This is a genomic window from Clostridium sp. BSD2780061688st1 H5 (assembly GCF_005845155.1).
GTDB classification, from domain to species: Bacteria; Bacillota; Clostridia; order Lachnospirales; family Lachnospiraceae; genus Claveliimonas; species Claveliimonas intestinigallinarum.
Genome location: NZ_SPGT01000004.1, coordinates 74,349 through 90,064 on the forward strand (window position 1 = coordinate 74,349; position 15,716 = coordinate 90,064).

13 protein-coding genes are annotated in these 15,716 nt (G+C 56.8%); all 13 read right to left on the bottom strand.

Features of this window, described 5'->3' with window-relative positions:
- Window positions 1-247 precede the first annotated feature (247 nt).
- Window positions 248-1,261 (bottom strand): GH25 family lysozyme, encoded by a 1,014-nt coding sequence (locus FGQ86_RS04005; protein WP_052083877.1) that lies wholly within the window; start codon window positions 1,259-1,261, stop codon window positions 248-250.
- A 138-nt stretch (window positions 1,262-1,399) separates the two neighbouring features.
- Window positions 1,400-2,749: a chitobiase/beta-hexosaminidase C-terminal domain-containing protein gene (locus FGQ86_RS04010; protein WP_033124855.1), complete on the bottom strand. Its 1,350-nt coding sequence runs from the start codon at window positions 2,747-2,749 to the stop codon at window positions 1,400-1,402.
- 57 nt (window positions 2,750-2,806) lie between these two features.
- Complete coding sequence (locus FGQ86_RS04015; protein ID WP_033124925.1) at window positions 2,807-4,477, bottom strand: formate--tetrahydrofolate ligase; 1,671 nt, start codon at window positions 4,475-4,477, stop codon at window positions 2,807-2,809.
- Between the two features lie 58 nt (window positions 4,478-4,535).
- Window positions 4,536-7,001 (bottom strand): DNA translocase FtsK, encoded by a 2,466-nt coding sequence (locus FGQ86_RS04020; protein WP_033124854.1) that lies wholly within the window; start codon window positions 6,999-7,001, stop codon window positions 4,536-4,538.
- Between the two features lie 175 nt (window positions 7,002-7,176).
- On the bottom strand, window positions 7,177-7,929 hold the full coding sequence (locus FGQ86_RS04025; protein WP_242842804.1) for an ATP-dependent Clp protease proteolytic subunit: 753 nt from the start codon (window positions 7,927-7,929) through the stop codon (window positions 7,177-7,179).
- A gap of 52 nt (window positions 7,930-7,981) precedes the next feature.
- A complete protein-coding gene (locus tag FGQ86_RS04030) occupies window positions 7,982-9,262 on the bottom strand; it encodes an O-acetylhomoserine aminocarboxypropyltransferase/cysteine synthase family protein (protein WP_033124853.1) in 1,281 nt (426 codons plus the stop codon).
- Between the two features lie 22 nt (window positions 9,263-9,284).
- Window positions 9,285-10,049: a CFI-box-CTERM domain-containing protein gene (locus FGQ86_RS04035; protein WP_052083874.1), complete on the bottom strand. Its 765-nt coding sequence runs from the start codon at window positions 10,047-10,049 to the stop codon at window positions 9,285-9,287.
- Between the two features lie 12 nt (window positions 10,050-10,061).
- On the bottom strand, window positions 10,062-10,793 hold the full coding sequence (locus tag FGQ86_RS04040) for a YebC/PmpR family DNA-binding transcriptional regulator (RefSeq protein WP_033124852.1): 732 nt from the start codon (window positions 10,791-10,793) through the stop codon (window positions 10,062-10,064).
- 46 nt (window positions 10,794-10,839) lie between these two features.
- The gene (locus FGQ86_RS04045; protein ID WP_330636985.1) at window positions 10,840-11,613 is read right to left on the bottom strand and encodes a hemolysin family protein; all 774 of its coding nucleotides are present in this window, start codon (window positions 11,611-11,613) and stop codon (window positions 10,840-10,842) included.
- A gap of 57 nt (window positions 11,614-11,670) precedes the next feature.
- Window positions 11,671-12,018, bottom strand: a complete 348-nt coding sequence (locus tag FGQ86_RS04050) for a type II toxin-antitoxin system PemK/MazF family toxin (RefSeq protein ID WP_033124850.1) — start codon at window positions 12,016-12,018, stop codon at window positions 11,671-11,673.
- 80 nt (window positions 12,019-12,098) lie between these two features.
- Entirely contained in the window at window positions 12,099-13,268 is a 1,170-nt protein-coding gene (gene alr, locus FGQ86_RS04055) for an alanine racemase (protein ID WP_033124849.1), read from the bottom strand.
- Between the two features lie 3 nt (window positions 13,269-13,271).
- Window positions 13,272-14,768: a bifunctional ADP-dependent NAD(P)H-hydrate dehydratase/NAD(P)H-hydrate epimerase gene (locus FGQ86_RS04060; RefSeq protein ID WP_033124848.1), complete on the bottom strand. Its 1,497-nt coding sequence runs from the start codon at window positions 14,766-14,768 to the stop codon at window positions 13,272-13,274.
- A gap of 147 nt (window positions 14,769-14,915) precedes the next feature.
- Entirely contained in the window at window positions 14,916-15,569 is a 654-nt protein-coding gene (locus FGQ86_RS04065; protein ID WP_033124847.1) for a redox-sensing transcriptional repressor Rex, read from the bottom strand.
- Window positions 15,570-15,716: the final 147 nt, after the last annotated feature.

Below are 15,716 nucleotides of genomic sequence, written 5' to 3' on the forward strand. Positions count from 1 at the left end.
CTCTGCCCTGGGATATTCGCCGCATGATCACGCACAGAAGACGCGGCAGTGCACTGCCTGATCGAAATTTATAGGTCGCCGGAATGAACTTCCGGCTGAATTGTAGGTAAAGTATATCACGGTATTCTTTATATGTCAACTCATTTCTTTTTTATTTTATTGGCAATCCTTTTCCTTTTATGGATGGATACCTTCTTGATCAGGACCGGTCGGCGGGGGATTTTCCCCGCCGACCGGTCCCGCGTCTTTAGTGGGAGTTGATCCAGGACTGCCAGGCGGATACCGTCTTTGGCCCCATGCTGCCGTCCTGGGCAACGCCAAGGAAAGCCTGCATGTGGAGCACCGTATCCCGGCCGGCCCATCCGTCCACCGCCGCGCCGAACCTTCTCTGCATGGCCCGGACCATATCTGAACCGGGGCCATACCCGGTCTTCAGGAACTGCCAGCAGCCGGCATAGGCCGAGTAGAGGTACTTCCGGTTGGACTCCGGCTGGTAGCTGACAATCCCGTCCACCACCGTTCCAAAGTAGGCCTGCGTCCGCCTGACCGTAGCCGGGCCAAAGGAACCGTCCACTGCCAGCTTCTCCGGGGCTGCGGGAGGCGCCGTCACAGGGACGGAGGGCTCATCCGCCCCGCCGCCCGGATTGGCATACCGATCCCAGGCCGCCCCGTCCATATAGGCGATGTTTAGATCCAGATTGCCGTCGTAGCCGTCAAGCCGCCCGGTGGAGCTGTACTGGTAAATGGCCATCCCGGGGAAGGCGCCCGTGCCGCCGTCATCGGTCCAGGGAGACGCCTGGTAGCCGGTGGGACTGCTGTCCGCGTACTGGGCACACCACAGCCCGTAGTCACCGGCGGCGACGCCGCTCCAGTCGTAGGCCCTGCACACACTCTTGCTCATGTAGATCAGAGCCTTTACTCCTGTCAGCTCTCTTAGGCGGTCCAGAAAAGCCAGCGCGTAGGCCGGGCCCTGTTCCACAGCGCCGCCCTCCCAGTCCAGAGCCAAAAGGGAGGTGCCTACATATCCCTTGATATTCGCGTAAAAGTATTCTGCCTCCGCCTTCCCGGAGCTTTGCCCTGTGGCGTAATGGTACACCCCCGTCTTTCTTCCCAGACCTGCCGCGGTCCGGATAAAACCATCGCAGTATCTGTCCACAAATCCGGTTCCCTCTGTGGCCTTGCAGATCACAAAGTCAAAGGGAACCCGCGCAAGATCGATGCCTGCCTGGTGGTTGCTGATGTCAATGCCGTTCATGCTCATATGATCAGCTCACTTTTTGTCTCGTCACCTTATCTTATGCAGTTTCGCCTGTTTTTGACAAATACTGCCGGACAGGCCGGGCAAAGGGCGCAAAAAGACGGCGGCTCCGGCTTCTTACCGCCTTCGCCGCCGTCCTATCTAGTTCAGCACCAGCTCGTAGTTTCTTGTGGTGACTCCTGTCAGCCTGCCCTTCCCGTTGACCAGCACCGCCTTGAAGATGGTGTTGCCCTCCGGCATGTCGATGGGGCCTGTATACTTAGTAGAGGCCTCCGTGGGATCGCTCTTATCCATCGTATAGTAGGCCGTATAGCCGTCCGGCACCTGGATCACGATCTGCGTAGGCTGCTCATACTGACCTGTGGAGGGAGTCACTGCCGGCGCGTCCTCCACAGGGAACTCCACCGTGTACTCCTTCGTCACAGGGAGGCTGGGTATACCGGCCTCATTCACGGAGATCGCTGATACTGTGGTCGTCCCCTCCTCGATCTGGATGGGGTCAGTGTACTTCTGGCTGGAGGTGTCCGGCTCGCTTCCGTCCGTAGTGTAGTAGATAGCCTCCCCGTCAGACTCCAGTGACAGCTGCTGCACATCGTCAAAGACCTCGCTGTCATCCAGGCTGAAGCTGGGCCCCTCTGACACGTACTTGCTCAGCTCAGAGCGGACATCATCGGGGGCGTCCTCCAGGATCACAGATACCTCCTGGGGCTGCTCTGTATCTATATAGAACGCAATACAGGCCTCATAGATGGGCACCTCATCCGGGTAGGACTCCAGAGCATCCAGAAACATCTGTTCTGCACTGTCCTGGTCATCCTTTGCCAGATACACCTTGGCGAGGGCCGTGTAGGCCTCCCCTCTCTTCGGCGCCTTCCCGATGGCATTGTTAAAATAGCCCGCAGCCTGGTCATAGTTTCCCTCGGAAAAGGCCCGATTTCCCTGCCCGATCTGTCCTGCATAGGAATTGCGGTACAGGAAAAAGACCGCAGCGGCCACCGCCGCGATCAGGATAATAAATCCGAGGATGATCCTCCTTCTCAGCTTCTTTTTCTTCTCCCGCTTTTTCTCAGCCATTTTGCGGCGGCGCTCCGGGTCCACAGTCCCCGTCATGCGGGAAGTGCCGCCCCTCTTTCCGCCGTTCCCGGTATTTCGGGAAACCCGTCCGGTTCCGGTGCTGCGGGAAACACGCCCGGTACCGGAGGTGCGGGAGGTCCTGCCTCCCGCGGCGGATGTACCGCGCATGGTCCGGGTCTCGTCCCTTCTCCTTCGCTCCGCTCTCTGCCCTTCTCCCCTGCGCAGATCCGAAGTGTAGGATTTCTCATAGTCATAATCATCCAGAGGCCTGTCGCCTCCGTCTATTCCTCCCTTTACCTGTGCCGCCAGCACATCGTCGAGAGGATTGTAATCCGGCACAATGCGGACTTCCTTTCCGCACCTTTTACAGTATAACTGGCCTTCTGGTATCTCGCTTCCACAGTTTGTGCATCTCATCGCCCGATACCCCCTATTATTATGCCGCTTTCCCTCTGGGGCATTTTCTATCTCTCCTTAAAACAGTCCTGTGATGTGCCCGTCCTCCGATACGTCGATTCCGTTCGCGGCAGGTACCTTCGGAAGTCCCGGCATGGTCATAACCGCTCCTGTGAGAGCCACCACGAACCCGGCGCCCGCATTGACATAGACCTCCCGGATATGGATGTCGAAATTCTCCGGCCGGCCCAGCCTTGTGGCGTCGTCGGACAGAGAGTACTGGTTCTTCGCCATACAGACAGGGAAGCTTCCAAAGCCCATGCCCTCGATCTTGGCCAGCTGCTTTTCCGCTGCCGGCTCGTAGACCACGCCTCTCGCGCCGTAAATTTCCTTTGAGATAGTCTCAATCTTTGCCTTCAGGCAGAGGTTGTCCTCATACAACGGATGGAAATGGCTCTCTTTGTTCTCCAGAGTCTCCAGAACCTTCTCAGCCAGGGCAATGCCGCCCTCTCCGCCTTTCTCCCATACCTCTGACAGGGCGAACTCGCATCCCCTCTCCTCGCAGAAGCTGCGGACATAGGCAATCTCCGCCTCTGTGTCTGTGACAAAGGAGTTGAGCGTCACAACGACAGGTACATCATATTTCTGTACATTTTCTATATGTTTTTCAAGATTTACAATTCCTTTTGCGAGGGCGTCCAGGTTCTCCTCGGAGAGCTGATCCTTCGCAACTCCTCCATTATACTTCAAAGCGCGGACAGTTGCAACCAAAACTACTGCATCCGGTTTAAATCCTGCCATGCGGCACTTGATATCCATGAATTTCTCAGCTCCCAGATCCGCTCCAAAGCCCGCCTCTGTGATCGTGATATCGCTCAGCTTCAGAGCCATCCTTGTGGCCCGCACGCTGTTACAGCCGTGGGCGATGTTGGCAAAGGGGCCGCCGTGGACCAGAGCCGGTGTGTGCTCCAGTGTCTGGATGAGATTTGGCTTGATGGCGTCCTTGAGAAGAGCCGCCATGGCTCCTGTGGCGTGGAGATCATCCGCAGTCACAGGCTCCCCTTTGAAATTGTAGGCCACAATGATCCTGCCCAGTCTCTCCTTCAGGTCCTTCATATCGTCCGCCAGGCAGAGGATAGCCATGATCTCGGAGGCAACGGTGATGACAAAGTGATCCTCCCTGACCATGCCGTCGGCCTTTCTTCCCAGTCCGATGACAATATTCCGAAGGCTCCTGTCGTTCATGTCCAGGCAGCGCTTCCAGACAACCTGCCTCGGGTCGATGCCCAGCTCATTTCCCTGCTGGATGTGATTGTCCAGAAGTGCGGCCAGGAGGTTGTTTGCGGAGGTGATGGCATGGAAATCCCCTGTGAAATGCAGGTTCAGATCCTCCATGGGTACCACCTGGGCATAGCCTCCGCCGGCAGCGCCGCCCTTGATACCGAAGCAGGGTCCAAGAGAGGGCTCTCTGAGGGCGATGATCGCCTTCTGCCCCAGCTTGGCCATGGCCTGACCGAGCCCCACCGTGGTGGTCGTCTTTCCCTCTCCTGCGGGGGTGGGGTTGATGGCTGTCACAAGGACCAGCTTTCCATCCTTCCTGTCCCTGATCTTCTCCCAGAGCTCATCGGAGAGCTTTGCCTTGTACTTTCCGTAGAATTCCAGGTCCTCCTCCGGGATGCCGGCAGAGGCTGCCACGTCCCTGATGTGCATCATTTCTGCTTCCTGCGCGATCTGAATATCTGATTTCATACTTATCCATTCCTTTCCTTTTGTATTTTTATTTTCAAAGACGCTCCCGCGTCTTCTCTCACATATTTTCTTCCAGGTATTTTTCAAATTCCTCCATAGACATCAGCACCTTCCTGGGCTTTGTCCCCTCCTCGGGGCCCACCACCCCGGCCTCGCAGAGCTGGTCCATGATCCGGGCCGCCCGGTTGAAGCCGATCCGGAACATGCGCTGCAGCATGCCGATAGAGGCCTTCTCCTTCTCTATGATGAATTTGCCGGCCTCGGCAAAGTAGGCGTCCCGTCCGCCGCTGTCGCCGGAAGACTCACCGGCAGAGCCGCTTCCCAGCCCGGAGGCGGTGGAGTTGACCTCGCTGACGATCTCCTCGCTGTAGGAGGCCTCGCCGTTTTGCTTCTTCAGGTATTCCACCACAGCCTGAACCTCCTTGTCCGAGACAAAGGCTCCCTGGACGCGGGCCGGCTTCTGATAGCCGGAAGGGTAAAAGAGCATATCTCCCTTTCCCAGCAGCTTCTCCGCCCCGTTCATGTCGATGATGGTCCGCGAGTCCACGCCCGAGGTGACGGAAAAGGCGATCCTGGATGGCATGTTCGCCTTGATGAGACCTGTGATGACGTTCACGGAGGGCCTCTGGGTGGCCACTACCAGGTGGATGCCCGCCGCCCTGGCAAGCTGTGCCAGACGGCAGATGGCCTCCTCCACCTCGCCGGGAGCCACCATCATCAGATCCGCCAGCTCGTCCACGATGATGACGATCTGGGGCATTTTCCCGGGCTTTCCCTCCCTCTCCTCGGGAGTCATGCTCTCGGTCTTCTCGTTAAAGCCCTTGATGTCCCTGACATTGTATTTGGCGAAGAGCTCGTACCGCTTCATCATCTCCGACACCGCCCAGTTCAGGGCTCCGGCCGCTTTCTTCGGGTCTGTCACCACCGGGATCATGAGGTGGGGAATTCCGTTGTAGACGCTCAGCTCCACCACCTTGGGGTCGATCATGATGAGCTTCACATCCTCCGGCGATGCCTTGTAGAGGATGCTGATGATCATGGTGTTAATGCAGACAGATTTTCCCGAGCCGGTGGCGCCCGCTACCAGAAGGTGGGGCATCTTGGCGATGTCCGCCACCACCGGCTTGCCGGCGATGTCCCGGCCCGCCGCAAAGGCGATGGCCGAGGAGCTGTTTTTAAACTCTCCCGACTCCAGCAGATCCCGCAGGTGGACCACCGCGTTCTCCTTGTTGGGCACCTCGATTCCCACTGCCGCCTTCCCGGGGATGGGGGCTTCGATACGGATGTCCGCCGCCGCCAGGTTCAGCTTGATATCGTCTGTCAGTCCCACGATCTTGCTGACCTTCACACCCTGCTCAGGCTGCAGCTCATACCGGGTCACCGCAGGGCCGCAGCTGACATTGGTGATGGTCACGTTGACACCGAAATTGTGGAGCGTCTCCTGCAGCTTTCTGGCCGTCTCCCGCAGGTGGGCATCGGAGTCTCCGCCCGCCTTCTTTCCCTTTGTCAGAAGGGAGAGCGGAGGGGTCCTGTACTCCTTCTTCGGGGCCGCGTCCGTCTGGGCGGCCATCTGCTCCACCTGGGCTGCCTCCATGGCCACAGCCTCGGCTCCCATCTTTGTGGCCCTGCGGGATTTCTTCTCATCCCCGGCCGGCTCACCGGGGAGCTCCTCCTCAATTCGCTCCGGCTGCTGCGCCTCCTCCGCTTCCGGCTCCTCCAAAGCCTGGGCACGGTTGATGACAAAGGATGGCTCCTCCTGGGGCGCGAAGAGCTCCTCCATATCGGGGGAGGTGAGCTCCTTCACCTCGGGAGACTTTCCTTTTTCGCCCAGAGTGGTGTCGAAGGAGACGCCGGAGACATGCCGGTCCTTGCGCCGGCCTCTGGCCTTTTCCTCTTTCTCCAGAGCCTGGGCTTCCTTCTTTGCCTCCTCCAGCTCCTTCTTCGCCTCCTGCTGGCGGATGAGCCTTCTTGTCTCAGCCAGCTCCCTGCGCCTGGCCGCGTCCTCCCTGGCCCTTCCGTAGGCCTGGCCGCCTCTCTCCCTGACGCCCTTGATTGCCGATTTACCGGTGATGATAACCGCGCATATGATCATCAAAATCACCACCACCACGTAGGTACCCGCAGTTCCTATAGATGGGACGAGGATGCCTGTCACCGCTCCTCCCAGCAGTCCCCCCTCCTCCAGAAGGAGCTCCAGGAAGGTGGTGATGAGGACAAACAGCAGGAGGGCCGCCCCCGTCTTCACATAGGCCGCTCTGTTTCCTCTGTTGGATATGAGAAAGGTCACCGCCCCGAAAAGCAGGAACGGGACGAGATATGTACTGTAGCCGAAGAGATCTGACAGGAGAGCTGACACAGCGCTTCCGGCCGCTCCCCCGAGCCCGAAAGCGCTGAGGAGGAGAAGAATGCTCACCGCCAGCGTCAGCCAGATGGTGATCTCATCTGCCACAAAGCTCTGCTGGGCGCCTGTCTTCTTTCTCCCCGTCTTCTTTTTTCTTCTTCCGGTCCCTGACCTAGATGCCATTTTATTTCCCCCTTATTGTTTCTTACCTGTAAACCCTGCTGACGCTAACTCCCTTGCGCACGTCAGCAGCAGAAAAAGCCGGGCCGCTCTTTCAGACGGCCGACTATATAAGCATATACAATATTAGTATACCATTTTCAAAAAAAACTGTCATCAGCTATTTTCATGGTTTTTGTCAGCGTTTTATGCCAGCCGGTGTATGTTGGCTTTGTCCGCCAATGCGCCGCGCGTCGATCATCTCGTGCAGCTTCCCAAGAGCGTCAGAGAGTCCTCCTACCTGGTCGATAAGCCCTTCCCTCACAGCCTCCTCTCCCTCCAGGAGGGTCCCCACATCCTTCACCAGCTGGGTGGAGTTGAGCATCAGCTCCTCGATCCTCTCCTGGCTCATGTGGGAGTGCCTGGCCAGAAATCCGGTGATCCGATCCTGGGTTCTCTCCATATTCCGGAAGCTCTGCATGACGCCGATGAACATGCCGTTTGACCTCACCGGGTGGATGATCATGGTGCCGCTGGGCACGATAAAGGAGTAGTCCGCCGCCACAGCCAGGGGCCCCCCGATAGAGTGGCTGCCTCCCAGTACGAGGGAGACTGTGGGCTTACTTAGGGAGGCGATCACCTCCGCGATGGAGAGCCCTGCCTCCACGTCCCCTCCCAGAGTATTCAGAAGGATGAGGAGCCCGTCGATGGCCGGACTGTCCTCAATCTCCGCCAGCATGGGCAGCAGATGTTCGTATTTCGTGGCCTTTGTACTGCCTGACACTGCCTCGTGGCCCTCGATCTCCCCAATGATGGTGATGAGCTTGATCCTGTGGGGAGTGCCCTCCCGGCCGCCGCCCTCCTCCAGGTCCATGGTCCCCATCTCCCTGATCTCCTCCTGCTTCTCTTCCTGGCTCTTCTCCGGTTCGCCTTCCTGTCTTTTCATCTCCATAAAAAAGCACCTCCATAGTGTTAGTATGGAAGTGCCTCTGTCTTTTTATGCATTAAATCTGAGCGAGAGCCTGCTCGATGTCCGCGATGATATCCTCCGCGTTCTCAATTCCCACGCTGAACCGGATCAGCTCAGGCTGTACGCCGGCCTCACGCAGCTCCTGGTCGTTCATCTGGCGGTGTGTGTGGCTGGCCGGGTGAAGGACGCAGGTCCTGGCGTCTGCCACGTGGGTCACAATGGCCGCCAGCTTCAGGTGATCCATCATCTTCTCCGCCGCGGCTCTTCCGCCCTTCAGGCCAAAGGTGATGACGCCGCAGGTGCCCTTCGGCATATATTTCTGTGCCAGCTCATAGTAGGAATCTCCCTCCAGAGACGGGCAGTGCACCCAGTCCACCTTCTCATGTCCCTTCAGGTAGCGGGCCACCTTCAGGGCGTTCTCGCAGTGTCTGGGCATCCGCAGGTGCAGCGTCTCCAGCCCAATGTTCAGAAGGAACGCGTTCTGGGGAGCCTGAATGGATCCCAGGTCCCGCATAAGCTGAGCGGTGGCCTTTGTGATGTAGGCGCCCTTTCCGAATTTCTGGGTGTACACGATGCCGTGGTATGTCTCATCAGGGGTGGTAAGTCCCGGGAATTTCTCCGCATGGGCTTCCCAGTCAAAATTGCCGCTGTCAATGATAGCCCCGCCCACACAGGAGGCATGTCCGTCCATATACTTGGTAGTGGAGTGAGTCACAATGTCGGCTCCCCACTCAAAGGGCCGGCAGTTGATGGGGGTGGCAAAGGTGTTGTCCACAATCAGCGGCACCCCGTGGGCGTGGGCCGCCTTTGCGAACTTCTCGATATCAAGGACAACAAGGGCCGGATTGGCAATAGTCTCTCCAAAGACCGCCTTTGTGTTGTCGCGGAACGCCGCGTTCAGCTCCTCCTCGCTGCAGTCCGGATCCACGAAGGTGGCGTCCACGCCCATCTTCTTGATGGTGTGGGCGTACAGATTGTATGTACCGCCGTAGAGAGCGGAGGCGCACACGATATGGTCTCCCTCCTGGGCAATGTTCATGACCGCATAGAAGTTAGCCGCCTGTCCGGAGGAGGTCAGCATACCGGCATATCCGCCCTCCAGGTCACAGATCTTGGCCGCCACGGCATCGTTTGTCGGGTTCTGGAGGCGTGTGTAGAAATAGCCTGACTCCTCCAGATCAAAAAGCCGTCCCATCTGCTCGCTTGTCTCGTATTTGAATGTTGTGCTCTGGTAAATGGGAAGAACCCTGGGTTCCCCGTTCTTCGGTGTGTATCCGGACTGGATACATTTTGTCTCTATCCTGTAATCGCTCATGTTTCCTTCCTTTCCTGCTCGTTTATGAGAACAAATATTTTTTCTCCAGATCCTCCACCATGGACGCGTACACTTCCCTGCACTCCTCCAGCCTGTCCGCCTGGATCAGTTCAATGCAGCGCCGCAGATAGGAGCTGTAGATGTCGTCGTATATCCGGGACGCATCCGCCTCTTTGTTAATGCGGTTGACGATAGTGGGGGCTACATTGTAGTACTCCTCCACGATCCGCTCCCCCTCCTTCGTGGAAATCAGGTAGTGATCCCTGTAATCCCGCAGGAGGTTCAGCTCATAGCAGTTGTCCCCCTGGTTCCTGCTGGCACAGACGGCGGTGGTGATATAGCAGGGATGGGACTTAAAGCCGTCCTTCAGGCTCTCAAAATCAGACCGGCTGATCTTCATGGTCACCGGCGGCTCGTTCCACCGCTCCACCATCCGGTCGATGATCCGGCTGCAGTGCTCATTTTTGTCGTAGCCCAGCACAGGCATGACAAAGGTGACCATGGCCATATTGTAGTCGATCATCAGGCCTTCTCTTTTATTCTTGCTCTTTACCGCCTCGATCTGCCTGTGGGCGTAGTCCGGGATAGCGCCTGCCAGCGCCTCCACCGTCTTCTCCTCGTCCTCAGCCTGTTCGCAGGCCTCGCTCAGGGCTGCCACCAGCTCCCGGTTCTTCTCCCAGCATTTCATAAAAGCATCCGCATAGAGCTTTCTCTTAAAAAACTGGCGGTAATCCTGCATTTCCACAAACAAATCGATCAGCTTCTGCTGTAATGCTTCCAATTCCATAGCATATCCCGCCTACATATCCCAGTTGTGGTAGACGTTCTGCACGTCGTCATCGTCGTCCAGCAGATCCAGCGTCTTCTGGATGTTCTGGATATCCTTCTCGTCAGAGAGCTCCACCCATGTCTGGGGGATCATGGTCACCTCCGCCTGAGCCATGGGGATGCCTGCCTCCTCCAGAGCAAGGCGCACGTTGCTGAAGTCATCCGGGTCTGTGATGATCTCGTAGCTGTCCTCCTCCTCGGCAAAGTCCTCGGCGCCTGCGTCCAGAGCCTGCATCATCAGCTCGTCCGGATCCCCCTCGTACTCCTCCTTGGCCACCAGGATCTGTCCTTTCCTGTCAAACATGAAGGACACACAGCCCGGGGTTCCCACATTTCCGCTTCCCTTTGTAAAGGCGCTCTTCACATTGGAGGCGGTGCGGTTCTTGTTGTCCGTCAGCGTCTCCACGATGATGGCCGTTCCTCCGGGGCCGTATCCCTCGTATGTAATGTGCTCGTAGTTGGAGGCGTCCGCGTCGCCCGCCGCCTTCTTTATATTTCTCTCGATGGTGTCGTTGGGCATATTGTTGGCCTTCGCCTTGGCGATTACGTCACGCAGCCTGCTGTTGTTGGCCGGGTCCGCGCTGCCTCCCTCCTTGATGGCAACCACAAGCTCTTTCCCTATCTTTGTAAAGATCTTTCCTTTTGCCGCGTCATTTTTCTCTTTCTTATGCTTGATATTGGCAAATTTTGAATGTCCTGACATTTTCCTCTCTCCTTGTATCTTCTATATTCACACTTTTTCTATTCTATCACTCCCCGCCCATTTTTTCAATCCTGACTGACTGGATAGCGTTGTTGTCCACCTTCAGCACGGTAAATCTGTAGCCCCCGAACTCCACCACGCAGTGCTCATCCTCCCCGGGGATCCGGTCAAGCTGCCCTGTCAGGAAGCCGTTTAGAGTCTCATATTCCTCTGTGTCCATGGAAATGCCCAGCATCTCCTCCAGATCCTCCAGGTCCGTAAAGCCGCTGGCCGTCACAGAGCCGTCAGCCTGTCTGACGATGGTCTCCTCCTCTTCGTCGTACTCGTCCAGGATATTGCCCATGATCTCCTCCAGGATATCCTCCATAGCCACAAGCCCTGATGTCTGGCCGTACTCGTCCAGCACGATGACCACGTGCTTCTTTTTCGCCTGCATCTCCTTGAAGAGAGTGTCAATGCTCTTGGACTCCGGTATGAAGGTGACCGGGCGTATGTACTCCTTCAACTCTCTGACCGGCTTTTCGCGCAGCTCCTCGTTCATGTAGCAGACCATGGCCTCCCGCAGATGCATGGTGCCGATGATCTCGTCAATATCCTCGTGGTAAATGGGAAATCGGGAGTGGTTCTCCTCCAGCATGAACTTCAGCGCATCCTCCAATGTCTCCTCCCCGTCAATGGCCACAATGTCTCTTCTGTGGGTCATGATGTCCCTGGCGTCCTTGTCCATGTACCGGAAAATATTTCGGATGAGCTCTGTGGCCTCCTGGCCGAGCTCGGGCTTTTCCCTCAGGTCCTCATCCTCCTGAAACATCTGTTTCATCCTCTGAAACAAGCTTCCTTCTTCCATAATCTCTCCTCTATCGCTCCTTTTTTGTATCTATGTATGAAGCTCAAAGCTGACCTTGAGCGCTTCATCTACTTTATCCATCAGTTCCCTGTCCAGGTGGCAGACCATGTCCTTCAGCCTCCGCTTGTCGATGGTGCGGATCTGCTCCAGCAAAATGACAGAGTTCTTTACAATCCTGTATCTGCTAGCATCGATCTCCACATGGGTGGGCAGCTTTGCCTTATTCATGCGGGATGTGATGGCCGCGCAGATGACTGTGGGGCTGTGCCTGTTCCCGATATTGTTCTGAATGATCAGCACCGGGCGCACGCCGCCCTGCTCAGACCCCACTACAGGGCTTAAATCTGCATAATAAATATCACCGCGTTTTACCTGCACTTTTTGTCACACTCCGATTTACTCAAGATACTGATAGTATTGCCAGCTTTCTCGGATGTATTCCAAATCGTGCGTGGATGCTATTCAAAATAGTCCATCTGCTCTGCGACCTGACCATTCCGGATGTACTCTCTGGGCACGCGTTTGCTGATATCGCAGACAAACTCGTAATTAAACCTGCCGGACAGATCTGCCAGGGTGTCTATGGAGACCCCTGTGCCCTTCTCCTCCCCCGCCAGGATGATCCGGTCGCCAAACTGTACGTCCTCTATATCTGTTGCGTCCACCATAAACTGATCCATGCACACCCGCCCCAGGATGGGGGCTTTTTTCCCATGTATCAGCACATATCCTTTACCTGACAGGCTTCTTGGATAGCCGTCCCCGTATCCCACAGGCACTGTGACGATCTTTGTCCTCCGTTCTGTGACATAGGTTCCCCCGTAGCTGACGAAGGTTCCCGGCTCCACCCATTTGACGTGGGACACATGGCTTATGAGCTCCATGGCGGGCTTTAAGGGCACCAGTTCCTTTTGCACCTCCCCGGAGGGGTACAGCCCATACATGGCGATGCCTGCCCGGACAAGATCCATGGCCGCCTCCGGCATGTCGATGATGCCGGCGCTGTTGGAGCAGTGGCACAGTTTAAACGCAACGCCCCTGTCCGCAAGCCGGGCCTTCATCCACAGGTATTTCTCCATCTGGCCCCGGGTAAATGCTTTATCCGTCTCATCTGCCTTGGAGAAGTGGGTAAACATCCCCTCCGCCTCAATGCCGGGAAGTCCGGCAGCCCGGGCAATGGCGTCCGCGCTCTCCTCGCTGATGAGAAAGCCCAGTCTGGACATACCGGTGTCCAGCTTGATGTGGATGTAAGCGGTCTTTCCCAGCCTTCCGGCCCTCTCGGAGACGTCCCGGGCCATCTCCTCCGTGTAGCAGGTCATGCGGATCTCCTGCCGGATCATCTCGTCTCTTTGCTCCGGGAAGGTGCACCCCAGCACAAGGATGGGCTTTTGTATCCCCTTCTTCCTGAGCAGCGCCGCCTCGTCGGGCGTGGCGGCCGCGTAGCCCCAGATGTAGTTCTTCTCCTCCATAACGTACTTCGCGATCTGGGCCGCCCCGTGGCCGTAGCCGTCCATCTTGATGACGCCGATCATCTTCGTGTCAGAAGGGAGTCTCCTTCTCATCATCTCCAGATTGTACTCGATCGCATCCAGGTCGATCCTGGCACAGATCCTGGTGTATTTCTTCATGCTCTATTCCTCCAGTCTTTTCAATACCGTCCCTACCGCGTCTGCCAGATCTCTTGCCAGCACACTGTATATGCCCTTCTCCTCCCGGGCCGCGTCCCCCGCAAGCCCGTGCAGGTATACGCCCAGAACCGCGCTGTCAAAGCAGGACATCCCCTGGGCCAGGAGCCCTGTGATGACTCCCGCCAGCACATCGCCGCTTCCGGCCTTTGCCATCGCCGCGTTGCCGGACAGGTTCACAAAGGGGTGCTCCCCCTGCCTGCACACGCAGGTCCTGGCGTCCTTCAGCACACAGGTGACACGGTACTCTCCCGTGAACTGGGCCAGCACATCCAATCGGTTCCTCTTCAGCTCCTCCACCGGCCTTCTTGTGACTCTTGACATTTCCTTCATGTGGGGCGTGAATACGAAATTTTCGTGGGGCAGCTTTCCCAGATAGCGGGTGTGCTCCGCCAGCAGGTTCAGGCCGTCCGCATCCACCACGCAGGGAACCTGCACGTTCTCCAGCGTAGTCTGCAGGATGCGCCTTGCCTTGTCACTTGTGCCAAGTCCGGACCCGATGCTGACTACGTCCGCCCAGCTAAGGAGCCTTAGGAGCTCCCTCTCGTCAAAGAAGTCATAGCAGCGGATGATGGCCTCCGGCAGCAGGGTCTGCAGGATGGTCCGGTTGTCCTCCGGCGTGTAGATCTGCACAAGCCCCGCCCCTGTCCTGTAGGCTGCCAGGGCTGCCAGATAAGCGGCCCCCGCCATGCCCTGGCTCCCGGCTATGATAAGGGCTTTCCCGTAATCCCCCTTGTGGGAGTCGGGCCGTCTCCTGGGAAGCATGCTCCCCGCGTCCTTCTCCTCCAGGGCGTAGGCCACCTTGCTGTCTCCCTCCAGGCCCGAGGTATCGACACCGATATCCCTCACGACCAACTCCCCGGCGTAATCCCGGCCGGGATCCAGGGTACATCCCAGCTTGGCGCACTGGAAGGTCACTGTCAGATCCGCCTTAAAAGCGCTCGTGGCCACTTCCCCGTTGGTGGTGGAGACGCCGGAGGGAACATCCACCGCGATCTTCACGCCTCCGGACCGGTTCATAGCCTGGATACAGGCGAGATAGCTCCCCTCCACCCGGCGGCTTAAGCCGGCTCCGAAAATGGCGTCTATCAGTATACTATATTCTCCTTCTTCGAAAGAGTTTCCCAGGACGCCTCCGGCCTCCTTGAAAAGCTCGATCTGCCTCTTTGTCTCCTCTGTGCAGTGGTCCGGATTTCCCACCATCACCGCAGTCACTCCGGCCCCCTTCTCAAGCAGCAGCCTTGCGATGGCAAAGCCGTCTCCCCCGTTGTTGCCGGAGCCGCACACCACGCACACGCAGGACAGGTCAAAGCCTCTGTCCATGACCGTCTCCACAAACGTGCGGGCCGCACGCTCCATCAGGATCAGCGACGGGATCTTTTTCTCCCGTATGGTATAGCTGTCCGCCGCCTTCATCTGTCTTCCGTCTGGCAGAAATAGCATAAAATCACCCTCCCTTTCCCTGCGCCACAGGCAGGTTTGTTTTTGAAGCCGCCGTCCCGCTGCGCTCAGACAGGTCCACGGCAACGCAAAAGACGTGTAAAGAAGGCCTGTCTCACACACGCCGGCTTTACACGTCTCAAAGTCCTGTTACTTCTCTGATTTTTTCTGTTCCTCTTTGTAACGGCTGATATTGTAGGACAGCCGCATCAGGCTCTCTGACAGGTGGACATTTTCAACGATCACATCATCCGGAAGATTCAGATCCGTATGTGCGAAGTTCCATATCGCCTTCACTCCGTACGACACCAACTGGTTGGCAACCTCAATCGCCTTTGCCTTCGGGATCGTCAGAATACCGATCTCTATGTCATTGTTCTTAACAAAGTCCTCCAGCTCGTCCATCATATGGATGGGCACGCCCCGGATCGTCATCCCCTTCAGTGTGGGATTGACATCAAAGATACCCTTGAGCACAAATCCCCGTTTTTCAAACGCCGCGTAGTTCGCCAGCGCATGTCCCAGATTACCGGCCCCGATGATGACCATGTCATGATCCTCCTCCAGGCCAAGTATCTTTCCTATCTCTGTGTAGAGATATTTTACATTATATCCATACCCCTGCTGGCCAAAGCCGCCGAAGTTGTTCAGATCCTGCCGTATCTGGGATGCTGTCACATGCATTTTCTTGCTCAGGTCGTTCGAGGAAATGCGCTCCACGCCGTTCTCCAGCAGCTCCCCTAAATAGCGGTAATATCTTGGAAGTCTACGTATGACTGCCTGCGAAATTTCTCTGCCTTCCACTTTATCCACCTTCCATTTCAGTTTCTCAGATTTTATTATATAGAATTGTTACAATAAAGTCAATTTATTGTTCTCAAAAGTTCCTCAAATCAGCGCTGACAGCCTTCTGGAAATTGACACGCCGCAGGTTCCCCGATATAATAGTTA